Raw genomic sequence first — 22,823 nt, forward strand, 5'->3', positions numbered from 1 at the left:
GGTCCTCCAAGCGGGGCGGCCCGGAGGCCGGTGGCTACGTCTTCGTCAGCCGGAGCTGCGACTCGCCCGAGGTGCTCGTGTATTTTCATGCTTTTCCAAGGCATCTGTCAACCCCCAAACCTCGGGAAGGGCCTCAACCCACGAGCTTGGTGCCCGTGCAGCCCAGCGGCTCGAGCGGCGTGACGTCGGCGCCGGCGACGGTGGTCCCCAACGCTCGCAGGAGCGGGGTGAGCAGCGCCGAGTCCAGCAGGCCGAGCAGCGGGGTGATGGTCCCGCTGATGAGCCCGGAGGTGATCCCGTTGAGGGTCTGGCCCAGGGGGAGCAGGCCGATGAGCGTGGCCGTGTCGACGGTGACCGTGGCGCCGCTGAGGCCGATGCCCGCGGTGGTGACCTGTCGGGGGACGTTGAAGGCGTCGGGCGGGATGGTGAAGTCGACGGCGTAGTTGCCCGACGGCTTGGTGGTGCTGGCGTGCAGCGCCACGTCGGCCAGGGGGAGGGGACCGAGGTACACGCGAGCGGTGATCGGTGCGTTGACGCCCACCAGCCCGGTCTGCACCCCGATGCCGAGGGTGCGGGTCGTGCCGCAGCCGATGCTGTTGATGGTGCCGACCGCCGAGGCGCTGTTGAGCGCCACGGTGAGGTTGATGTCGGCGACGCCGGGCACGTTGGACTGCACGGTGAGGGCGACCTCGACCTGCGAGGTGGCGGCGGTGTCGCCGATGACGCCGCCGATCACCACGCCGGGCTTCTGGATGACCTTGACCTTGGCGGTCACCCCGGCGAGTCCGCCGACGTTCACCGCGGTGGCCGGCAGGGTGAGGAAGGCATCGCCGTTGGAGATGAAGGCGGCGGTGGTGAGGATGTCGAAGGCGTCGATGATGGCGACGGCGGCCCCGTCGTCGGTGCCGGCGCCGAGGGTGAGCAGGCTGCCGAGCGGGATGGTGGCGTTCGGGTTGGGGAGGGCGAGGACCGTCTGGTCGAGCAGGTTGGCCCGGGCGATGTCGCCGCCGGCGCGCAGCACGGCCGCTTCGGCCCGCAGCAGCTGGACCAGGGTCACGTTGGTCGACATGACGTCCGCCGGTGAGCCGATGTTCAGGCCGAGCTCGCCGAGCAGCGGGCCGAGGGCGACCTTGCCGCCGACCAGGCCGCCGTAGCCGCCGGCGGTCACGCCGAGGATGCTGCCGAGCAGCGGCTGGAGCAGCGGCGACGTGCTGGAGTCGACCCGGGCGGCGTAGGAGCCGATCGAGAAGCTGGCGCGGGTGCTGTTCGCGGCGACGGCCTTGCGGCTGGTGGTGTTGCCCCCGGGGGCGAACTCGTAGTCGACGCGGTCGGTGAGGACGACCTCGACGGCGTCGGGGATCTCGGGCCCGGTGGTGACGGTGAAGACCTCGGTGGCGGCGTTCCAGTGGCCCAACCGCTTGGTGGCCACCTTGTCCCCGCCGGCCACGAAGCCGTTGCGGGCTAGCGAGCGGTCGAAGGCGACGCCGAACGCGGCGTCGGCCACGATCGCGCTGGTGGTGCGGCCCTCGAGCTTGCGGGCCAGGTCGAGCGCGGTGACGTCCGCGGTGCGCTGGAGGTCCCGGCGGGTGGTGGACACCCGGCCGAGGTCGATGGTGAAGGCCACTGCGGTGACCAGCACCGTGAGGCACAGCGCCACGACGATGAGCACGGCGCCGGACTCGTCGCGGCGGGCCCGGTCCACCAGCGAGCCGCCCGTGCGGCGCGAGGCCGGCCGGTGGCGGTGGTGGCCGAGCGCCATCAGTTGACCTCGACGACGGCGCTGGACACGAGCTGGTCCGGCAGGGTCCGGTCGACCACCGGGAACGACGAGGCCCGGGGGTGGCCGCGGAGGTCGTAGGTGAGCGTCACCGTCATGCACCTGCGGGTGGTGTCACCGGCGCAGGGGTTGATGACGAACGAGCACGAGAGGCCCTTCGTGGTGTCGTTGCACGGGGTGCCCTGCCCGGAGATGGCCCGGTTGGCGGCGGCCTGGGCGGGGTGGCGGCGGTGCCGGAGGGGGCGACCGCCGCGGCCCGGGCGGCCTCGTTGGCCGCCTGGGTGAGGTTCTGCTTGTACGACATGGTGATGCCGTAGGTGACGATGCCGAACAGGAACAGGGCGAGCAGCCCCAGCACGATCGCCATCTCGAGCAGGGCGGCGCCGCCCTCGGCCCGCTCGCCGGCGGCCTGGCGCCGGCCTGCGGCTCGGCTGGCGCCGGACGGGCGGTGGTGGCCCAGGGCCGCCATCAGAAGGCCCCCTTGAGCTGGCTGATGGCCGGCCCGATCACCACGACCATCACGGCCGGGAAGATGCACAGGACCAGGGGGAACAGGATCTTCACCGGGAGCTTGGCCGCCCGCTCCCGGGCCCACTGCCGCCGCTTGGTGCGCATCTCGCCGGCCTGGACCTTGAGCACCCGCCCGAGCGGCATGCCCAGGGCGTCGGCCTGGATGAGCGCCTGCACGAAGCTCGAGAGCTCCGGCACCTGGGAGCGCTGCTTGAGGTTGCTCAGCGCGTCGCGTCGGGTGAGTCCGAGGCCCATCTCCTGGAGCGTGCGGCCGATCTCGTCGGCCAGGGGGGAGTCGAACCGCTCCGTCACGACCGCCATGGCGCCTTCCAGGCCGACCCCCGCTTCAACCGAGATCGCCAACAGATCAAGGGTGTCGGGGAGGTCGGCCCGAATGGCCTGCATCCGCTCGTCGACCTTGCGGGAGAGCCACGCCATCGGCGCGAACCCTCCCAGGGCGACCAGCAGTGCGGTTGCGAGGATCCCCAGCCCGGGGCTGAAGGATCCGGAGACGATGACGGCGATGCCGAGCAGGAGGCCGATCACGGCGCCCGCCACCTGGGCGGCGATGATCTCCTCGGGGCGCCGGCGCAGGTCGAGCCCCGCCTGGGCCAGCTTGGTGCGGACCCGCACGCGGTGGTCGCTGGGGGTCACGGAGCTGACGGTGGCCACCAGCTTGGCCACGGCGGGGGAGAGGATGCGGTCGAGGAACGGCTGGGAGAGCTTCCGGGAGAAGTCGTCCATCTCCTCGGCGAGGTCGCCGTGCTCGCTGCCCTCGAGGCTGTGCAGGTAGGCCGCCGCGCTGCTGCCCCGGCGCTCGGCCCCGCCGCTGGCCAGCCCGGCGGCGATGGCGCCGACGCCGGCGACCGCGACGGTCGCCCCGATGACGATCGAGCCGTCCACCATCAGACCTCCACCGTCTTGACCATCTTGAGGATGATCGCCATGCCGATGCCCATGGAGAGCAGCGTGATGCCGAGCCAGAAGATGCCCCAGCCCTGGAGCATGGGGTCCATGTAGCCGGGGTTCAGGAGCTGCACGGCGAAGAACAGGAACACCGGCATGGCCCCGAGCACGTAGGCCGAGATGCGGCCCTCGGCGGTGAGCACGTTCACCTCACGGCGGACCTCGTCTCGGGCTCGCATGAAGTCGGCCAGCGTGGCGAGCAGGTCGGCGAGCTGGCCGCCCACCGTCTGCTGGATGCGGATGGCCTGGACCATCCACTCGACATCGCGGATCTGCAGGCGCTGCGACATCCGCTCGAGCGAGTCGACCAGGGGGGCACCGAGCTGCGTCTCGGACACCACCCGGCGGAACTCATCGGCCAGGGGACGCTCGTACTCGTCCGCCATCATCTGGATCGCCCGCAGGAAGGTGTGGCCCGCCGAGAGCGAGGACGCCACCAGGCTCAAGGCGTCCGGCAGCTGGGAGGCGAACTTCTTCGCCCGGCGGCCGGCCAGGAGGTCGAGCACCGAGCGCACGGCGAGCGGGGTGATGGCGAGCACCACCAGGATCGACCACAGCAGCCCGGTCAGGGCGGCCACGGCCATGCCGACCGCCAGGCCGAAGGCGGTGGCGATGACCACCAGCTCGGCGGGGCGCAGCGACAGGTCGGCCCGCTCGATGCGCTCCCGCAGCGCCTCGGCGGTATCCCAGCGGTCGACCGCCTTGGTGGCCAGGCCGAGCGTGCCGGCCACGACCGTGCCGTGCTCGGCCGCCACGCGGGCGACGTCGACGTCGCCCTCGCCGAACGGCAGGCCGAGGATGTCGGCCAGCTCGTGGTCGCGCTCGCGGGCCCGGGCCACGAGGCCGCCGGTGGCCAGCGCCACGCCGCCGCCGACGGTGATCGAGGCCATGAGGAGGGTGGAGTCCATCAGGCCCCCCTCGGTGGCGCGCTCGGCCAGGCTGGCCGAGTCCGGCACCCGCACCCGGCCGCGTGGCGGTCGGGCGGCATCGAGCACGGGCGGCGCCGGCTGGCGGAAGACCGAGGCCGGCACCACGACGCCGCGCTCGCGGATCTTGTCGAGGAACGACGGCCGCAGGCCGGTGGGCACCAGGGCACCGGGGTCGCCCGGGCCGTTGCTCTTGTACTTGAAGATGTCCTGGAGGAGCAGGATGTCGCCCTCCATGCCCTGGACCTCGGTGAGCGCCGTCACGAGACGGCGGCCGTCGGGCATGCGGTCGACCTGGAGCACGACGTCGATCGCCGAGGCGATCTGCTCGCGGATGGCCCGCATCGGCAGGTCGAAGCCCGCCATCAGCACCATGGTCTCGAGGCGGCTGAGGGCGTCGCGCGGGCTGTTGGCGTGGACGGTGGTCATCGAGCCCTCGTGGCCCGTGTTCATGGCCTGGAGCATGTCCAGGGCCTCGGCGGCGCGGCACTCGCCGACGATGATGCGGTCGGGCCGCATGCGCAGGGCGTTGCGGACCAGGTCGCGGATGGCCACGTGGCCCCGACCCTCGGCGTTGGCCGGCCGGGACTCGAGGTTCACCACGTGGCGCTGCTGGAGCTGGAGCTCGGCGGAGTCCTCGATGGTGATGACCCGCTCGCCCTCGGGGATGAACGAGCTCATCACGTTCAGGTTCGTGGTCTTGCCGGTGCCGGTGCCGCCGGAGACCAAGAGGTTCAGCCGGCCCCGGACGCAAGCCTCGACCAGCGTGACCAGGTCGAGCGTGTAGGTGCCCTTGTCGACCAGGTCCATGGCCGTCAGCGGGTCGGCGGCGAACTTCCGGATGGTCAGCACCGACCCGTGCAGGGCGAGGGGCGGGATGATGGCGTTGACGCGGGACCCGTCGGGGAGGCGGGCGTCGACCATGGGGGACGACTCGTCCACCCGCCGGCCGACCTGGGCCACGATGCGCTCGATCACCTTCCGGTAGTGCTCGTCGTCGGTGAACGAGATGTCGACCTCTTCGAGCTTGCCGCTGCGCTCGATCCAGATGTCGTCGTAGGCGTTGCACATGATCTCGGTGATCGACTCGTCCTGGAGCAGCGGGTCGAGCGGGCCGTAGCCGAGGGTGTCGGAGATCATCTCGCTGACGAACACGCGCCGCTCGATGGGGGAGACGCTCACGTCCTCGCGCTGGAGAATGCGGTCGAGGGCCGAGCGCACCTCCGCCTGGAGGGCGTCGCCGCTCAGGTTGCCCATCTTCGGGGCGACCTCTTCGAGCACCAGGCCCCGCACCTTCCGCTTGGTGGCCGTCCAGGCCTCGTCGCGGGGGCTGGGCTTGCGGTGGCGGTCGGTCGGCTCGCTGCGCTTGGGTCGCGCCGTGGCCGGGCTGGGTCGGCCGGGGGCCGGCTGCTGGTCGTCGGTGCCGCTGAAGGTCGGGGCGGGCATCGCCTCCTCGGGCGGAGCGGTGTCGGCCGCATCGTCGGTCGTCGGCGTGGTGCCGTCGCCCGAGGGCGCCGGGCTCGGCGCGGCGTCGGCCGGGCCGCCGCCGAAGGTGTCTTCGTCGTCGATGGCGGCGAGGCGGTCGGAGAGGTTCATGCCGTCACCGCCTTCGGCTTGCGGTTCCGCATTCGGAACCGGCCCGGCCGGTTGGCGGCCTCGTACTCGGTGAAGCGGTCCTGGGCGTCCGCCGGGAGCAGCCGCTTCATGGAGTTCGAGATCTGGCGGCTGATGTCGGCGCTCGGGTTGGTGGCCAGCACCGGGCGACCGGCGTTGATCGACCGCTGGACCTCCCGGGCGTAGGGGAGGGTTGCGTCGAAGCCCTGGGGGAACAGCTTGAGCACCTGGCGGATCTCCACCCCGGCATCGCTCTCGGCCTTGTTCAGGATGAGGCGGATGCCGTCGTTGGAGACGTGGAGGCGCTCGAGCGTGCTCAGGAACACCTGCATGTTGCGGATGCTCGGGATGTCGAGGGTGGCCATCACGAACAGCTCGTCGGAGCGGTTGTAGGCCACGACCACGCTGTCGGCGAGCGCCGGCGGCGTGTCGACGATGACGTCGTCGAAGTGGGCGCGGGCGGCGTCGATCACCCGGCCGACGTCGGCGGGGCGGATGGCCGCGGCCTCCGTGGGGTCGCGTGGCGCGGCCAGCACGCTGATGCCGGTCTCGTGGGTCTCGCAGAACTCCTCGAAGTGGGCGTTGAACTCGGCCTCGTCGTCGTTGTCGTGCTGGATGAGGTCGGTGATCGTGTAGCGGGGCCGGAGCCGCAGCGACGCCGACACCTCGCCGAACTGCAGGTCCAGGTCGATGATGCAGACCCGGCGCTTGGCGTGGTGGGTGAGGAACCAGGCCAGGTTGGTGGCAAGGAAGGTCTTGCCGCAGCCACCGGACGCCGACGCGATGGTGATGACCCGCTTGGGAATCGAGCTGTCGGGCCGCACCGGTTCGATGGCGGTGCCGGGACCGGCGACCTCCGCGGTCCGCCGGGCCAGCTGGAGGGCGCGGTCCATGGTCTCGCGCAGCTTCTCGCCCGGGATGGGGATCTCGACGAGGTCCACGGCGCCCGCCCGCACCACGTCGCGCACATCGAGCTCGGCGGTGTTGGCCACGGCGAGCACGATCGGCATGGAGGGGAGCTCCTCGCGGATGATCCGGAGGCGCTCGAACCCGGCTCGCGAGTCGAGGCCCGGCCCGGCCACCAGCACGTCGAAGCGCTGCTCGGTCAGGAAGTCGGCGAGGGCACGCGGCCGACGGCAGTCGACGATCTCGGGCACCGGGTCGTGGTGCTCCACGGCGTCGCGGACATCCGCGGCGAGGGTGCCGACGTGGTCGTAGACGAGGACGCGGGCCGGGGTGGGCCCACCGGATCGGGCGAGGGCTCCGCTCGCGACCAGGCCACCGCCGCCGGCGGTCACTGCCCCTCCAGGTACCGGGTGTCGTAGTCGACCCCGCCGGTGGTGGAGGCTTCCTGACCCTTGGGCAGGAGCGTGAACCACAGCTCGTTCTGGCTGGAGGCGAACACGACCTGCTCGGCCTGCTGGGCGTCGAGGGCCAGCAGCACCGTGAGGCTCGAGGTGCTCGCCCGGCCCGCCGCGGGGGTCGAGTCGGTGGTGGCGGTCTGGGCCCGGAACGGGGTGAGCTCGTTGGACACGTCCAGGACCGTCACGTCGCTCAGGAGCAGCTTGGCGTAGGGCGACTTGGGCGCCCCTTGGGTGTTGGGCGGGATGTTGACGTAGAGGTTCACGTGGTCGCCCGGCCCGGCGTAGCCGGCCGCCCCTGCGGTGAAGTCGACCGTGACGGCGATCGCCTGCTTGCCCTTCGGGATGGTGATCGAGCCGGTGCGCAGCAGGGCGGCGCGCACGTCGGTGGCCACCACCTGGTCGCCGTCGGCCACGTTGGTGGTGAGGATCTGGCCGGCCAGGCCGGTGGTGGCGCTCAGGGCACCCGGCTCGACCTGGGACTCCGGGACCAGCTCGGTGTTGACCTTGCCGGCGGCGACGACGTCGTCGCCCGACTGCCCGGAGGACAGGTCGGCCTGGGCCACGAGGACCGAGACCTTCTTCTCGGCCGAGTCGCCGCCGTCGTCCTTGCCGAGGACCCAGACGAGGGCGACCCCCAGGATCAACAGCAGCGCACCGGCCACCAGCAGTACGTTCGCTCGCTTCATGAGCGGTTCCCCATTCATCGTCGTTGGCTACGTGGCCGGACGGAAGGGATGCTCTCGCGCGGTGGAGCGACCTCGGGAACAGCGGTGACGGGGTGTGGCGACGGTGTGGTGTTGGCGAGAGCAGTCCTTCCGCCCGGAGGGACTTGCTCCGGATCATTTCGGTTGCTCTCAGCGGCGGCTTGAGGGAAATGGGCCAAACGGCCCAGGCCCTTTGGCCCATGTTCGTTGACGGTCGCGTCAGTGGAACCGTTGCTGGGCCTCGTGCGGGCGACTTGAGGGAACGAGTGTTCCAATGGCCTGACCTGCGACGGGCCGGTTACTTCGCGGTCCTTCGTGGTTCTTGTGGTGCCATCTGCACAAGGTCGTCCTGACCGGTCCGCCTCGTCGGGCCTCCGGTGGGCGCTCGGGCGGGAATGGGTGGTCTGGCAGCAATGTTGACCACACCGGTAGCATTTTCACCGCCCACCAGACGTGGGCACGCCGAGAACACCGAAGGACCGTCATGGCCAGCTTCCGAGACCTGCTCGCATCCACCAAGGCCGAGATCCGCGAGGTCACCACCGCCGAGGCCGACGAGCGCCGCACCGACGACGGCGTCGTGACCCTCGACGTGCGCGAGCCCGACGAGTACGAGCAGGGCGCGCTCCCCGGGGCGCTGCACATCCCGCGCGGCACCCTGGAGACCAGCATCGAGATGCAGGTCCCGGACCACGCCACGCCGTTGGTGGTCTACTGCGCCGGTGGCACCCGCTCGGCCTTCGCCGCCAAGACGCTGACCGACCTCGGCTACACCGACGTCGTCTCCGTGGTCGGCGGCTTCAACCGCTGGAAGGACGAGGACCGCGAGTGGGTCACCCCTGCCACCCTCTCGGCCGAGCAGCGCAACCGCTACAAGCGCCACCTGCTGCTGCCCGAGGTGGGCGAGACCGGCCAGCAGGAGCTGCTGGACGCCAAGGTCCTCCTGCTCGGTGCCGGCGGCCTCGGCTCCCCGGCCGCCATGTACCTCGCGGCAGCCGGCGTCGGCACCCTCGGCATCATCGACATGGACGTCGTCGACGCCTCGAACCTGCAACGCCAGATCCTCCACAACGTCGACCGCATCGGTGACCGCAAGGTCGACTCCGCCAAGAAGACCCTCACCCTGCTCAACCCCGACGTCAACGTCGTCACCTACGACGTGCGCCTCGGCGCCGACAACGTCATGCAGATCCTCGAGGGCTACGACGTCATCGTCGACGGCACCGACAACTTCCCCACCCGGTTCCTCGTCAACGACGCCTCGGTGAAGCTCGGCATCCCCGTGGTCCACGGCTCGATCTTCCGCTTCGAGGGCATGATCACCGTCTTCGACCCGAAGAACGGCCCCACCTACCGCGACATGGTCCCCGAGCCGCCGCCGGCCGACCTGGCCCCCTCGTGCGCCGAGGCCGGCGTCCTGGGCGTGCTGCCCGGCATCGTGGGCTCCATCCAGGCCATCGAGACCATCAAGCTGATCCTCGGCCTGGGCGACCCGCTCAGCGGCCGCCTGCTCACCTACGACTCCCTCGAGCAGTCCTTCCGGGAGTACAAGGTCCAGGTCGACCCCACCAACGAGATCACCTACGCCAACCGCGACCGCATCCAGGTCGCCGAGCTCGAGGGCCAGTGCCTGCCCCTCCCGCTCCAGGCCCCGCCGGCCTGAGCCTGGCCCGACGCCCGGGTCGCCCGCCCCGCGATGAGTTCACGGGGCTGGCGGCGTCTCCCCGGGCATGGAGACGAAGAACCTCGCCGGCCGCTACGACCTCCCGCCGCTCGACTGGGAGCCGGTGGCCGACCGACTCGACCGCGGCTTCGAGCAGGCACCGGGCGGCGGTGGGCCCGATCGCCACACCTGCTGGCTGGCCACCATCGACCCCGACGGCCGCTCCCACGTGAACGGCGTCGGGGCCCTGTGGGTCGACGGCGCGTTCTGGTTCGAGACCGGCGAGCGCACCCGCAAGGGGCGCAACCTGACCCGAGACCCCCGCTGTTCGCTCAGCCTCGCCACCACGGAGTTCGACCTGGTCGTCGAGGGCACCGCCGAGCCGGTGCGCGACCCCGACGTGGTGGCCGCCATGGCCGCCCGCTGGAGCGAGGGCGGCTGGCCCGCCGAGCCCGACGAGACGGGCACCGCCCTCACCGCGCCGTTCAGCGCGCCCTCGGCGGGTTCGCCGCCGTGGCTCGTCTACCGGATCGCCCTCACCAGGGCCACCGCCCTCCAGACCGTCGAGCCCGGCGGCGCCACCACCTGGACCTTCTGACCGGACCCGGGACCGGGCCCGATCCGGTCACCGGGATCGCCCGCCACACGGGGTAGCCGGCGAGCGGTCGCTCAGGCCTTGGCGGCGGCGACCATGGTCCACGGGAACGGGCTGTGCACGGCCCGCACGTCGAACCGGCGACCCACCAGCTCGGCGAAGCCCTTCTTCGACCAGTGGTTGATGTGGCCCGGCGTGTTGCCGAGGTCCTTGAGGTACTTGCCGCGGGCCAGGTTGGCGGCCGACCAGATGGGTTCGCGGGGGACCGACACCACGACGTCGCGCCGCGCCACCCGGTGCAGCTCCGAGAGGGCCAGCTCCGGGTACGGCACGTGCTCCAGGACCTCGATGGCCAGCACCAGGTCGAACGTGTCGGCCTCGAAGGGCAGGCGGCCGATGTCGCCGAAGAGGGGGAGAACCCCTTCCCGTCCCAGTTGCCGGCCAGTTCGGGGTCGGGCAGGTCGACGCCGCAGAAGGTGGCGTCGGGCCAGCGCTCGGCGAGGCGGGCGGTGACCTCGCCCTCGCCCACGCCGACCTCGAGGATGCGGGCGGGGGAGGTGCGGGGCAGCGAGGCGTCGAGCGCGGCGAAGAACCCGTCCATCAGCTTGCGCTCGACCGGGTTCTTGCTGGCGTACTTGTCGTAGGTGTTGCCCGTGGGGACGTCTTCGTCCAGGGCCGGGTTCTCGGCAGCGGCGGTGCTCACGACGCCCCGCCGACGGGGAGGAGGGCGGCGAGGCCGAGCCCGGAGGCGGGCGCGAGGGCAGCGGTGGCCGGTTCGGTCATGGGGGTCGACGTTACCGGACGACGTGGAAACGGGAGAAGCGGCACTAATCTGCTCCGGCCCCGCTGCCCGGCGGGGGCGGCCTGCGAACCGAGCGTCTCCACCCATGACCCCACCCCTGCCCGACGAAGCGACCGACGCCGTGGGCGGCGAGGGCGAGGTCGAGGCGTCGAAGGGCGGCGGCAACCGGCGGAAGGTGGCCATCACCTCCGGGCTCGGCCTGCTGCTCGGCGGCGGCGCCATGTACGTCGTGGTGCACCGCCTGGTGAAGGACTGGCCCGAGGCCCACGAGAGCCTCACCCACGCCAACCTCGCCTACATCGGGCTGGCGGCGGTGCTGGCGATCCTGGCCATGTCGAGCATCGGGTGGGGCTGGCGCTACGTCATGCGCCTGCTCGGCGTGCGCGTGCCCGCCGGCCGCACGGTCGCCTGGTACTTCGTGGGCGAGATGGGCAAGTACCTGCCCGGCGGGGTCTGGCCGGTGCTCGGCCGCGGCGAGCTGGCCCGCCGCGGGGGCGTGCCCCGCACCCGGGCCTACACCAGCGTCGCCATGTCGCTCGGCCTGCTCTACCTCGCTGCGCTGTTCGTCTCCGCGGCGTTCCTGCCCTTCGCCCTGGCCGGCACCGGCGGCGGCTTCAACCCCTGGATGCTGTTCCTCCTGGCGCTGCCCGTCGGCGTCGTGATGCTCCACCACACCGTGCTGGAGCGCCTGGTGGCCCTGGTGGCCAAGCTCACCAAGCGCGAGCTCGACATCGAGATCCCGCGGTGGAAGGACTCGCTCCTGCTGGTGGCCCGCTACGTGCCCACGTGGTTCTTCGTGGGCACCGCCACCTGGGCGGTGGCCCGGGCCCTCACGCCCGACGCTTCGTACCCCAAGGTCATGTTCGCCACCGTGCTCTCGTGGACGGCCGGCTTCCTGGCCGTGCCCGTGCCGGCCGGCGCCGGCATCCGCGAGGCCGTGCTGGCCGCCTCGTCCGGCCTCGATGGCGGCGTGGCTGCCGCCACGGCCATCGTGGCCCGCATCCTGTTCATCCTCGTCGACGTGGGCGGGGCAGCGATCTGCGCCCCCATCGCCGGCCGCAAGCGGGGCGGCGCCAGCGTCGGGCCCCTCCCGCACCCCGAGGGCACCGTCGCCGACTGATCGCCCGATCGCAGGCGGCTAGGGCAGGACCCAGATGGTGCCGTTGGCCACCCACGCATCGGTGGAGCCGGCGGGGCCGGGATCGGCTACGGCACAGGTGCCGCCGCCCCAGTACTGGGCCAGGAACGTGACCGCTCCGGTGCTGTTGTTGGTGCGGCGCAGCTCGCACGAGGTGAGCGGCTTGGCGCCGCCCGGGTCGGCGCCGTAGGCGTAGAGCGGGGCGCCGGTGTCTACGGCGCTCCAGCCGCCCTGGAAGCCGGGCACGCCGCCGCTCAGGTTGCAGAGGTAGCGGCCGAGGCCGGTGCTGCCGTAGCTCCGGGACACGTAGCAGGTGAGCGGGGCCGCCGCCCCGCCCTCGGGGCCGGCCAGGAAGTTGACCCCGGCGCCGGCCGCCCAATCGGTGGCCTCGGGCGCTGCTGCGCCGGCCGCCTTGAAGAGGTGGGCGGCCCCGTTGGACGAGCTGCGGACCCAGTCGGTGGTGGCGACGGCCGCCGGGGTGTAGCGGTGCAGGTGGATGACGTCGCCGCCGCCCACGGGGGTGCTGTTGGCGGGCGGGTCCTGCTGGGTGACGGCACCGATGGGGCCGTAGGGGCCGTCGGCCGGCTCGTCGCAGCCGCCGAGCACGATGCCGTTGGCGTTGGCCCAGTTGACGGCGTCGGTGCAGCTGGTGAACGCCGGTGCGGGCGCCTGGGTGACGTCGCCGTAGACGTGGACGGTGATGGCGACCGTCGGGTCCTGGGTCGGGCCGGTTCCGGGGTCGACGCTGGCGACGGTGTCCGCCTGGGCCCGGTTCGGGGCGACGACGTCGGTCACGGCCTGGCAGTTGGCGAACTGCTGGTCCCGGAAGTACTGGCACGGGTCGGCGCCGGCCGGCTGGCCGATCACGGGGGACGGGTCGTAGGGGAGCGGGGTGTAGGCGCTGAAGAACTCGTAGGCGACGGTGCTGTTGACCTTGACCTTGGAGCCCGGTGCGGGGTCGACGGTGGCCTCGACCACCTGGTCGATGGGGTCGTTGGGGCGGGCGTCGGTGCGGTCGGTGGGCGCCGGCACCAGGCCCAGGGCGCCCAGGGCTTGGGCGGCCTGCTCCGACGTCATGGTGCCGAGGTCGTCGGGGATGGTGACCGAGCCCCACACCGCGTAGGTGATGGTGACCTTGGAGCCTGCCGTGACCTCGGTGCCGCCCCTGGGCGACTGCTTGGACACCTCGTTCTCGGTGGCGTCCTTGTCCTCCACCGGGTCGAAGTCGCAGGCCAGCTGCAGGTTGGCCAGCTGGTCGCAGGCGTCGGCTTGGTCCTGGCCCACCAGGTCGGGGACCGTGACCTTCTTCGGCACGGCCGGAGGCGGGGTGGTGGTCGGGGTGGCACCACCACCGCCGCCGCCGAAGGTCGGGGCGGCACCGGTGCCCGTGCCGGTGGGGGAGGGCGTGGTGCCGCCGGCGCCAGCGGTGGAGCCGGGACCGGGGCCAGGGGTGGTCGGGAGGTTCGGCAGCTGGGTGGCGGCCCGCTCCTCGTCGGCCTTCTTCTTCGCCTCCGCTTCGCGCTTCTCGCGGTCGGCCTGGTCGCCCCGCACGTCGGAGGAACGCGGGTTGGTCTTGTTCACGGTGGCGGCGTCGCCGTCGTCGCCGACGGTGACCGCCTGGGTGCTGGCGGGGTCGTTGGCCCAGAGGCGGGTGCCCACCAGGAAGGCTTCGAAGCCGAGCGACCCGTCCTTCGCCCCGGCGGTGTCGGCCGTGGTGGCGGGCAGGCGCACCGGGTCCAGGTCGGTGAGGTCGGGGAGGGTGAGGTGCAGCAGCTGCTGGCGCTCGCCGGCGACGGTGGGCACGTAGACGCCGCCGGCGGCCGGGAGGGGGTGCCGATCGGGCCGCCGGAGAGGCGGCGTGGTGGGCCGGCCGCCGTCGAGATCGAGGGCCACGATCGTGCGGCGGTCGGCCTTGACGGCGGCGAGCACGAAGGTGGAGCCGGGCTGGGTGGTGGCCACCAGCGCCCGGGCGCCGCGCAGGTCGGCCACCGCTTCGGTCCGGCCGCCCACCACGAGGATCCGGCCGGCCGTGGGGTCGACCACCACGGGTCGATCACCCACCACGGCGAGGGTGGCCTTGGCGGGGCTGCGGAGGTCGAGGTGCTCGCGGTCGACCAGCGAGCGCCCGTCGACGCGGGCGACGTCGCCGTCGCGGGTGAGGACCCACAGATCGCCGTCGGTGGTCATGGCCCGACCGATGAGGCCAGGGACCTTCACCGGCGCCCCCTTCGAGCGGTACGAGCCCGGCTCGATCGGGCTGACCGTCTCGGCATCCGGGTCGACCACCCAGGCGGCGTCGCCCCCGGTGACCACGGTGGCGCCGGGCCCGGCCTGGATCTCGCCGGCGAGCTGGGTGGAGCCGTCGGCCCCGTAGTGCGAGACCTTGGTGCCGGCGCCGGTCGCACCGGCGCCATCGCCGGCCTCGATGTGGAAGCTGCCGTCGGCGTCTTGGACCACCACGCCCTCCGGCGCGCCCTCCAGGCGCTGCTGCGGGGCGCCGCCACTGGCCGAGACGAGGGCCACGTCCTTGCCCTGGGACAGCCAGGCCGAGGAGCCGGTGAAGACGGCCTTGTTGGCCACGTAGCCGGTGCCGAAGGCGAGGGCCAGCGTGCCGGCCACCAGGGCGGTGACGAGGCCGACGCCAGCGGTGCGCGGCGAGCGGAGGGACACCTTGCGCAGCCGGGGGGACATGGGGGGCACGGTACGCTCCTTACCCCTCGGCCCACATTGGGAAGCCCTTCCCACCGCCCCTGGAGAGAGGTGCCCATGCCCGACGATCCCGTCGTCACCTTCTCGGGTGAGGACCTGGTGCTCGATCCCCTGCGACCGCTCAGCTTCGGGCGGGGCGAGACCTGCACCCTGCGCCTCGACCCGGACGACCTCGGCATCTCCCGGCTGGCCGGCGAGCTGGTGGGCGACGACGCCGGGTACTGGTGGCTCCACAACCGGAGCTCGTCGCGGGCCCTGGAGGTCATCGACGACCTCGGGTTCCGCGTGGTGCTGGCCCCCGGGCGCCGGGTGGCCATGGAGGGGCGCAGCACCGTGGTCGTCACCGGGTCGGTGCGCCGCCACGCCCTCGAGGTGTCGGTGCCGGCCCCCACGCCGGCTGCCGCGGAGCCCACCGACGGCGCCGCCACGGACCCGTCCGCCGTGCTCGGCGCCGAGACCGCGGTGGGAACGGGCGTGGTGGTGAACGACGCCGACCGCCAGGCGCTGGCCGCCCTCTTCGAGGGCTACCTGCGCGAGTTCCCCCGCCACGACCCGCACCCGCGCACCTACGCCGATGCCGCTGCCCGCCTCGGCTGGCCGCGCACCACCGTCGTCAAGCGGATCGAGTACCTGCGCACCCGGCTGACCGACGCCGGCGTGCCCAACCTCCACGGCGACAACGCCATGCGGGCCCTCGGGGAGCACGTCATCGCCACCGGCCTGCTGTCCCGCGAGGACCTGGCCTCGCTGCCGGACTGACCCGCCCGACCTCGCGCCTGGGGAGGGCTACCGGTTCACGGATCCGGCGGTCGTTCGTACCTTGACCTCAGACCCGCCAGCGACCGCTGCGGGCACCTGACCAAGGAGCACTTCCATGTCTGTCATCGGTGGCCAGATCGACCAGCTCGACCAGCTCGGGGTGAGCTTCACCCGGCGCAGCGGCGAGGTCGAGGACCTGCTGAGCGCCCTCCGGGGCGAGCTGTCGTCCGCCTACTGGAAGGGCGGCGCCGCCGACCGCTTCCGCTCGGCGTGGGACAGCGAGTACGAGCCCGCCCTCCGCAGCCTGTCCTCCGCCCTCATCGACGCCTCGGACGAGATCAAGGGCCGGGCCCGGGCCCTCGAGCAGGCCGGCGGCTGAGCGGAGGCTGACCGGTGACCGCCTCCGCCCCGGCGGCGCTCACGGCGGCGGCCAAGGTGCTCGACACCGAGGCCGACCGGCTCCGTGACGTGCGCCGCCGCCTGATCCGGCGGGCCGACACCGTGACCTGGGAAGGTCCGGCGGCCCGCCGGTTCCAGGCCTCCATCCGGCGCCGCGAGCGAGAGCTCGACGCGGTGGCCGACGACCTGCACGCCCGAGCCGGGTGGTTGCGCAGCGCGGCCCAGGTGGCCGCCCCGCCCCGCCCGGCTCCCGCCTCTCGCTAGGAGCGAACCCATGGCCAACCTCTACCCGGGCCGGTGGGCCAGGGACCTCCTGGGCCGGCTGGGCTACCAGCCGACCGAGCACAACATCACCGCCCTGCTGGCGTGGCAGTACGCCGAGGGCGGCCACACCAACGGCGCCCGCTGGAACCCGCTCAACACCACCCAGCCCATGCCGGGCGCCGGCAACACCGGCACCCAGGGCAACATCAAGGTGTACCGGGACTACGAGCAGGGGATGGACGCCACCGTCAAGACCCTGCGCAACGGCCGCTACGGCGCCGTGCTCGCCGCGCTGAAGAAGGGCACGTCGGCCAAGGCGGTGACCGATGCGGTGGTCGCCTCGGCCTGGGGCACCACCTCGCTCATCACCGACTGCCTCTCCCGGGGGCGGGAGACGGCCCGCAAGCACCCCTCGCTGTGGGAGCAGAAGATGGGAGCGAAGCCCACGGCGCCCGCTACGCCCGGGAAGGCGAAGCGGCCCGCCTCGGGCGGGTCCCGATCCGGGTCGGGCCGGGTGACCCTCGACCTCGAGCAGCTCGAGGGCGTGGTCCGCTCGTTGACGAAGGGGGCCGGCGACGCCGACGTCGCCGTCCGCCGGGTCGGCACCTCGGTGCACGACCTCGACCAGGCCCTGCTGGCCGCCGGGGCCACCTCGCCGGGAGCGACGGGTGGCGCAGCCGCGCCGGCGACCGCGCTGGCCGGGGACCTGCTGGCCAAGGTGCGGGCCACCACCGCGCCGCTGGTCGACCCCCAGGGTGCGCTGGCCGCGGTGCCCCGCCACCTGCGGTGGGAGGCCGACCTGGTCACCAAGATCCGCTGGGCGGCGTCGGTCGCCGACGGCGGCGGCAGCAAGGCCGACCAGCGCAAGGTCGACCAGCTGCTGGCCACCCTGGCCAAGGGCGGGAAGGTGACGACCGCCGAGCGGGTGGCCCTGGAGATGCTGCTGCGCGGCCAGCTGAAGGTCGGCACGGGAGCCGGAGCGAAGGCCAAGGCAAAGGGCCCGGCGAAGGCGAAGCGCCCCGCGACCAAGCGGCCGGGGAGCGGGACGCCGGCCAAGACCGGGGGCGTGGGCCGCAAGGCGCTGGCCATCGGGCGCAAGGAGGTCGGCGTGCACGAGACCTCGGACAACTGGTCCACCCGGATCGGCGTCTACCAGAAGACCACCGGCGCCTACCGCCAGGCGTGGTGCGCCAGCTTCGTGAACTGGGCGCTGCGCCGGGCCGGCAAGACCGTCCCCGGGGGCCTGAGCCTGGCCGGCGTGTCGACGTGGGTGGGGCTGGCCCGCCAGAAGCGGTCCGGGCTGCGCCTGGTCTCGGCGGCCGATGCTCGTCCCGGCGACCTGGTGGCCTACGACTGGGGCGGCGGCACCGACTTCGGCTCCGACGGCCACATCGGCATCGTGGCCACCTCGCCCAAGGGCGGGCGGTGGACGGCGCTGGAGGGCAACACCAGCGCCGGCAAGGTCGAGATCAAGCACCGGTCCTCGTCGATGGGCAACGTGGTCTTCATCCGGGTGGCCTGAGGCCCGGCGGCGAGGTCCTGGGGAGGGCTACCGGTTCACGGCGCCGCCGCTGGGGCGGACGATGGGCCCATGACCTCCCTCCTCGATCCCGTGTCGACCGAGCCGCTGCTGGTGGCGTCGGTGGACGAGCTGCGGGTGCTGGCCACGCTGGCCGGCGCCGTCCTCCCTCCGGTCTGCGATGCGGGCGACGAGGGCGAGAGCCCGGCGGCCGACCTGGCCGCCGTCCGCTCCCTGCTTGCCCGGGGCTGGCTCGACGTGGCCGACGACGCCACGGCCGGGGCCACCGACGAGGTGCGCCACGCCCTCGGCGCCCTGGTGGCCCCGGACCTGGTGGTGGAGGTGGAGGTGCGCCGCCCCGACGACCTCGTGCGCCAGGCTCTGGTCCTCGGCCCGGCGGGCGGCCGGTGGCTGCGCGAGGTGCTGCTCGGGGTCTGGGCCCTGGAGGCCGTGACCGGTGACCCGCTGGCCCGGCTCGACGACCTGGCGTCGCTCGGCAGCGAGCCGGCACCGGCGACCACGCCGGTCGCGTCCGGGGCTCGCCGCGTGCTCGACGCCGAGGCCGAGCTGGAGGCCGGCGGCCACGAGGTGGTCCTGCGCCGGGCCCGCCGGCTCGGTGGCGAGCGCTACGAGGCCGACGAGCTGCAGTGGCTGGTCGGCCCGGGTGGCCGGTGGGTGATCGAGCCCGCCGAGCTGGACCTCGACGCCGAGGGCCCGCCCGAGGACATCGCCCTGCCGGTGGGTGAGGAGGAGCTCGACCTGCTGGTCGTGGGCTTCCTGGCCGACGTCGCCGAGGGGATGGCGTCGTGAGCGACCGCCACGTGCTCGCCGTCGACCCGAGCGGCGGCCTGCACCCGCTCGTGCTCGACGGACCCGACGAAGCGTCGGTGGCGAGCGTCGCCCGGGTGCTGGGCGAGCACCTCGGCACCGGTGAGGCGGAGCCGGCCCTGTTCGACGGCACCCGGCGGTTGGCGCCGAGCTCGGCGCTGGGTGAGGTCGGGCTGGTCCAGGGCGCGCTGCTCGGGGTCGGTCGGCCGGTGTCGGACGACCTCGGCGCCGGCCCGGCGAGCGGCGCCGAGGCGGTGGTGGTGAGCGGCCTCCACGCCGGGGGCCGGGCGGCGCTGGCCGCCGGTGCCGCGGTGGTGGTGGGCCGTGGCCGCGACGCCGACCTGGCCATCGCGGATCCCGAGGTGAGCCGTCGCCACGCCGTCCTGCGTGGGCTCGCCGAGGGCGTCGAGGTGGCCGACGCGGGCTCGCACAACGGGACGGGACACCGGGGCGTGAGGCTGGCTGCGGCCACGGAGCTCCCGGCGGCGGAGCCGGTGTCGATCGGCGCCAGCCTGGTGGAGGTGCGCCCCTCGCTGGTCGCCGCACCGATCCTCGAGCCGGCGGCGGAGGACGGCACCCGTCGGTTCAACCGTCCTCCGCGCATCGTGGCCCCGCTCGACCCGCCCGAGCTGGTGCTGCCCACCGAGCCGAAGGAGCCGACGTCGCGGCGCATCCCGGTGGCCGGCGCCCTGCTGCCGCTGGTGTTCGGTGCCGGCCTCTACTTCGTGATCGGCCCGTCACCGTTCCTGCTCTTCATGCTGCTGTCGCCGGTGATGCTCGGCATGAACGCCTTCGGCGACCGCCGCCACGGCCGCAAGGAGTTCAAGGCGGCGAAGGCCGCCTACGAGGCCGAGCTGGCGACGGTCACCGAGCGCCTCGCCGGGCTGGTGGTGGAGGACGAGCGCCAGCGCCGCCGGGCCTATCCCGATCCGGCCGAGGTGACGGCCACCGCCCTGGCCCCCGGTCGACGGCTCTGGGAGCGGCGGGCCACCGACCCTGACCACCTCCTGCTGCGCGCCGGCACCGCCGATCGCCCGGCCCGGGTCCGGGTGGTGGGCGGCGATCGGCAGGCGGCCGAGCCGCCCGCCGCCCACGCCGTGCCCGTCACCGTGGACCTGGTGGCCTCGGGGGTGCTGGGCGTGGCCGCCGAGCGGCCCGCGGCCCTGGCCGCCGCCCGGGCCCTGCTCGTGCAGGTCGCCGCCCTGCACGGCCCGCGGGACGTGCGGTTGGAGCTCATCACGGCCGAGGCCGACGCCGCCGACTGGGCGTGGTTCCCCTGGCTGCCCCACGCCGCGCCGCTGGCCGAGCCGGGCGCCCGTCGCCTGGTGGCCATCGACCGCGAGCAGGCCGAGCAGCGCCTGGGCGAGCTGGGCGAGCTGATCGCCGAGCGCACCGCCGCCCGCCGAGACCGCTTCGGCGACGTGGTCGACCTGCCCCGCGTGGTGGTCGTGCTCGACGGCGCCCGACGCCTGCGCCACGTGCGGGGCGTGGCCGACGTGCTGCGCGACGGGCCGGCGGTCGGCGTGTTCGCCGTGTGCCTCGACGTCGACGAGCACAGCCTGCCGTCGGAGTGCCGGGCCACGATCGTGGCCGAGGCCGAGCGGCCCACCCACGCCGTGGTGCGCCGTCCCGAGCGAGGGCCGGTGACGGTCCTGCTCGACGGGATCGCCGCCCCGCTGGCCGACCGGGTGGCGCGGGCGCTCGCCCCGCTGCGGGACCTGGGCGACCGGGTGGAGGCGGGCGGCGACCTGCCCCGAACCAGCCGCTTCACCGACCTCGTCGGCCTGCCCGAGCCCGACGCCGACGCCGTGCTGGCCCGCTGGGCGGCCGGCGGTCGCAGCACCCGGGCGGTGCTGGGGGAGTCGGACCACGGGCCCTTCAGCGTCGACCTCCGGCGCGACGGGCCCCACGCCCTGGTGGCCGGCACGACCGGCTCGGGCAAGTCCGAGCTGCTGCAGACCCTGGTCGCCTCCCTGGCCCTGGCCAACACCCCCGAGGCGCTCTCCTTCGTGCTGGTCGACTACAAGGGCGGCGCCGCCTTCCGGGACTGCGCCCGCCTGCCGCACTGCGCCGGGCTCATCACCGACCTGGACGGCCACCTCGTGGGCCGGGCGCTGGCCAGCCTCGATGCCGAGCTGGAGCGACGCGAGCGCCTGCTCCTGGCCGCCGGGGCCAAGGACATCGACGACCTGGTGGCCGGCGGCGGCTCCCTGGCCCGGCTGGTGATCGTCATCGACGAGTTCGCCTCCCTGGTGGAGGAGGTGCCGGAGTTCGTGACCGGCGTCGTCGGGATCGGCATGCGGGGCCGCTCGCTGGGGGTCCACGTGGTGCTGGCCACCCAGCGCCCGGCCGGGGCGGTCACCGCCGACCTGCGGGCCAACGTGAACCTGCGGCTGTGCCTGCGGGTGGCCGACCCCGCCGAGTCGAGCGACGTGCTCGACGTGGCCGACGCCGCCGACATCCCCCGGACCCTGCCGGGCCGGGCCCTCGCCCGCACCGGCCTCCGCGACCTGACGCCGTTCCAGGCGGCTCGGGTGGGCGGTCCCCGCCGCGGTGCGGCGGTGGTCGCCGGCGTCACGGCCACCGACGCGACGCTGGCCGGCCTGGGTCGCCTCCCGCTCGGCACCTTCGAGGCGGACGACGACGCGGTGGCCGACGCCGACGACACCGACCTGGCCCGCCTGGTGGACGCCATCGGCGAGGCCGCGGCCCAACTGGGCGCCCCCGAGGCCCCGGCGCCCTGGCTGCCGCCCCTGCCGGAGCACCTCACCCTGGCCGAGGTCGGGCCGGGCGAGCCAGGGGGCCTGGCTGCGGTGGTGGGCCTGGCCGATCGCCCCACCCGCCAGGCGCGCGAGCCGTTCGTGGTCGACCTGGAAGCGGTGGGCAACCTCGCCGTGCTCGGTGCCGCCCGGACCGGTCGCACCACGCTGCTGCGCACGCTGGTGGCCGGCCTGGCTACCGCCCACGATCCCCGCTCGTTGCACGTCTACGGCATCGACGGCGGCAGCCGGGGCCTGGTCGGCATCGGCACGTTGGCCCACGCCGGCGCCGTCGTCCCCGTCGACGACCTCGACCGGGTGGAGCGCCTCGTCCGGCTGGTGGGCGGCCTGGTCGACGATCGCCAGCGCGACGGAGACCCGTCGACCGACGCCCGGGTGGTCCTGCTGGTGGACGGCCACGAGGCCGTGGTCAACCGGTTCCTGGAGCGAGACGGCGGCTGGGTGCTCGACGACCTCGACCGCGTCGCCCGCGAGGGTCCCTCGGTGGGCGTGCACGTGGTGCTCGCCACCGACCGGACCGGCTTCAGCATGCGGCTGGCCTCGGCGTTCCCCGCTCGCCTCGTGCTGCGCCAGGCCGATCGGGACGACGACGCGATGGTGGGCCTCGACCCCCGCCAGGTGCCCCAGCAGCGCCCCGCCGGCCGGGCGATCTGGGCCGCCGACGGCATGGAGGTCCAGATCGGCCTGCTGGCCGACGACGCCAGCGGGCCGGCCCAGGACGCCGCCCTCGTCGGCCTCGTGGGCGGGCCCGGGTCGGCGGTCGCGCCCCGGCACGGCGGGCCCCGTCGGGTGGACCCGCTGGCCGAGCACGTGGAGCTGCGCGAGGTCCTGGCGGCCCACGAGCCCACCACGCCGTCGGAGGTCGTCCTCGGCCTCGACGGCGACGGGATGGCGGCGACGGTCGACCTGGCCGACCTCGCTCCCGGGTTCGTGGTCGCCGGCCCGCCGCTGTCGGGCCGGTCGACGGCCCTGGCCGCCGTGGTGGCCTCCCTGCCCGACCGGGGCGACGGGGCCTGGGAGGTCGTGGTGGTGACGCCGCGTCGCTCGCCGCTGGCCGACCTGGCCGGGCCCGGCGTCGTCGTGCTGGCCGGCGCGGCGGTGGAGGACGAGCTGGAGGCGGCCCTCGACGACGCCCACGAGCGGGCGACCGAGGGCGTGCTGCTCGTGGTCGACGACGCCGAGCTGCTGGCCGACGGCCGGACGGCTCGCATCCTCGAGGCCCGGGTCCGGACGGCCCGGGACGACGGGCTGGCCGTGGTGGCCGCCGCGACCACCGATGACCTCCTGCTCCAGCGCTACCGGGGCTGGCTGGCCGAGCTGCGCCGGGCCCGCACCGGCCTGCTGCTCGCCCCGGCCTCGTCCGCCGACGGCGAGGTGTTCGACCTCAAGCTGGCCCGGAGCACCGGCGGCACCTGGCCGGCCGGACGAGGCCTGCTGGTGCGCCGGGGCCGAAGCGAGCTGCTCCAGGTGGGCGCCGCACCCGCCGGTGCCCTCGCCGGGTGAGGT

17 protein-coding genes are annotated in these 22,823 nt (G+C 73.9%); 9 read left to right on the forward strand and 8 right to left on the reverse strand.

Annotation, left to right across the window (positions count from 1 at the left end; all coding sequences use genetic code 11):
- Positions 1-133: 133 nt before the first annotated feature.
- From KSP35_RS00445 to cpaB, 6 genes are all read right to left on the reverse strand, one after another.
- Positions 134-1,759 (reverse strand): pilus assembly protein TadG-related protein, encoded by a 1,626-nt coding sequence (locus tag KSP35_RS00445; protein WP_216998293.1) that lies wholly within the window; start codon positions 1,757-1,759, stop codon positions 134-136.
- A gap of 112 nt (positions 1,760-1,871) precedes the next feature.
- Positions 1,872-2,246: a TadE/TadG family type IV pilus assembly protein gene (locus KSP35_RS00450; protein ID WP_216998294.1), complete on the reverse strand. Its 375-nt coding sequence runs from the start codon at positions 2,244-2,246 to the stop codon at positions 1,872-1,874.
- Entirely contained in the window at positions 2,246-3,193 is a 948-nt protein-coding gene (locus KSP35_RS00455; protein ID WP_216998295.1) for a type II secretion system F family protein, read from the reverse strand. The genes KSP35_RS00450 and KSP35_RS00455 overlap by 1 nt, the downstream gene beginning before the upstream one ends.
- Positions 3,193-5,775 (reverse strand): ATPase, T2SS/T4P/T4SS family, encoded by a 2,583-nt coding sequence (locus KSP35_RS00460; protein ID WP_216998296.1) that lies wholly within the window; start codon positions 5,773-5,775, stop codon positions 3,193-3,195. Before KSP35_RS00460 ends, KSP35_RS00455 begins: the two co-directional genes overlap by 1 nt.
- A complete protein-coding gene (locus tag KSP35_RS00465) occupies positions 5,772-7,091 on the reverse strand; it encodes an AAA family ATPase (protein WP_216998297.1) in 1,320 nt (439 codons plus the stop codon). The genes KSP35_RS00460 and KSP35_RS00465 overlap by 4 nt, the downstream gene beginning before the upstream one ends.
- A complete protein-coding gene (gene cpaB / locus KSP35_RS00470; protein WP_216998298.1) occupies positions 7,088-7,843 on the reverse strand; it encodes a Flp pilus assembly protein CpaB in 756 nt (251 codons plus the stop codon). The genes KSP35_RS00465 and cpaB overlap by 4 nt, the downstream gene beginning before the upstream one ends.
- 502 nt (positions 7,844-8,345) lie before the next feature.
- Here cpaB and moeB point away from each other — a divergent pair.
- Both moeB and KSP35_RS25155 read left to right on the forward strand, forming a co-directional pair.
- Positions 8,346-9,524 carry a molybdopterin-synthase adenylyltransferase MoeB gene (gene moeB, locus KSP35_RS00475; RefSeq protein WP_216998299.1) on the forward strand — a complete coding sequence of 393 codons (1,179 nt, stop codon included), beginning with the start codon at positions 8,346-8,348 and terminating at the stop codon, positions 9,522-9,524.
- Positions 9,525-9,591: 67 nt separating this feature from the next.
- Positions 9,592-10,122 carry a pyridoxamine 5'-phosphate oxidase family protein gene (locus KSP35_RS25155; protein WP_216998300.1) on the forward strand — a complete coding sequence of 177 codons (531 nt, stop codon included), beginning with the start codon at positions 9,592-9,594 and terminating at the stop codon, positions 10,120-10,122.
- Positions 10,123-10,193: 71 nt separating this feature from the next.
- Here the strand turns inward: KSP35_RS25155 and KSP35_RS23790 are convergent, their stop codons facing one another.
- Entirely contained in the window at positions 10,194-10,478 is a 285-nt protein-coding gene (locus KSP35_RS23790) for a class I SAM-dependent methyltransferase (protein ID WP_254126911.1), read from the reverse strand.
- Between the two features lie 528 nt (positions 10,479-11,006).
- On the opposite strand from KSP35_RS23790, the gene KSP35_RS00490 reads away from it, so the two are divergent.
- Entirely contained in the window at positions 11,007-12,041 is a 1,035-nt protein-coding gene (locus tag KSP35_RS00490; RefSeq protein WP_216998301.1) for a lysylphosphatidylglycerol synthase transmembrane domain-containing protein, read from the forward strand.
- A gap of 18 nt (positions 12,042-12,059) precedes the next feature.
- On the opposite strand, the gene KSP35_RS00495 is transcribed toward KSP35_RS00490, so the two are convergent.
- Complete coding sequence (locus KSP35_RS00495; protein WP_216998302.1) at positions 12,060-14,750, reverse strand: PASTA domain-containing protein; 2,691 nt, start codon at positions 14,748-14,750, stop codon at positions 12,060-12,062.
- Between the two features lie 75 nt (positions 14,751-14,825).
- On the opposite strand from KSP35_RS00495, the gene KSP35_RS00500 reads away from it, so the two are divergent.
- The 6 genes from KSP35_RS00500 (at position 14,826) to KSP35_RS00525 (ending at position 22,820) form a co-directional block, all read left to right on the forward strand.
- On the forward strand, positions 14,826-15,527 hold the full coding sequence (locus tag KSP35_RS00500) for a hypothetical protein (protein WP_216998303.1): 702 nt from the start codon (positions 14,826-14,828) through the stop codon (positions 15,525-15,527).
- 115 nt (positions 15,528-15,642) lie between these two features.
- A complete protein-coding gene (locus KSP35_RS00505; protein WP_216998304.1) occupies positions 15,643-15,906 on the forward strand; it encodes a WXG100 family type VII secretion target in 264 nt (87 codons plus the stop codon).
- A gap of 14 nt (positions 15,907-15,920) precedes the next feature.
- Complete coding sequence (locus KSP35_RS00510; protein ID WP_216998305.1) at positions 15,921-16,190, forward strand: hypothetical protein; 270 nt, start codon at positions 15,921-15,923, stop codon at positions 16,188-16,190.
- A gap of 10 nt (positions 16,191-16,200) precedes the next feature.
- On the forward strand, positions 16,201-17,712 hold the full coding sequence (locus KSP35_RS00515) for a CHAP domain-containing protein (RefSeq protein ID WP_216998306.1): 1,512 nt from the start codon (positions 16,201-16,203) through the stop codon (positions 17,710-17,712).
- A gap of 69 nt (positions 17,713-17,781) precedes the next feature.
- A complete protein-coding gene (locus KSP35_RS00520; protein ID WP_216998307.1) occupies positions 17,782-18,519 on the forward strand; it encodes a hypothetical protein in 738 nt (245 codons plus the stop codon).
- Complete coding sequence (locus KSP35_RS00525; RefSeq protein ID WP_216998308.1) at positions 18,516-22,820, forward strand: FtsK/SpoIIIE domain-containing protein; 4,305 nt, start codon at positions 18,516-18,518, stop codon at positions 22,818-22,820. The genes KSP35_RS00520 and KSP35_RS00525 overlap by 4 nt, the downstream gene beginning before the upstream one ends.
- Positions 22,821-22,823 lie beyond the last annotated feature (3 nt).

It is taken from the genome of Aquihabitans sp. G128 (assembly GCF_019048865.1).
In the GTDB taxonomy this organism is placed as follows: Bacteria; Actinomycetota; Acidimicrobiia; order Acidimicrobiales; family Iamiaceae; genus Aquihabitans.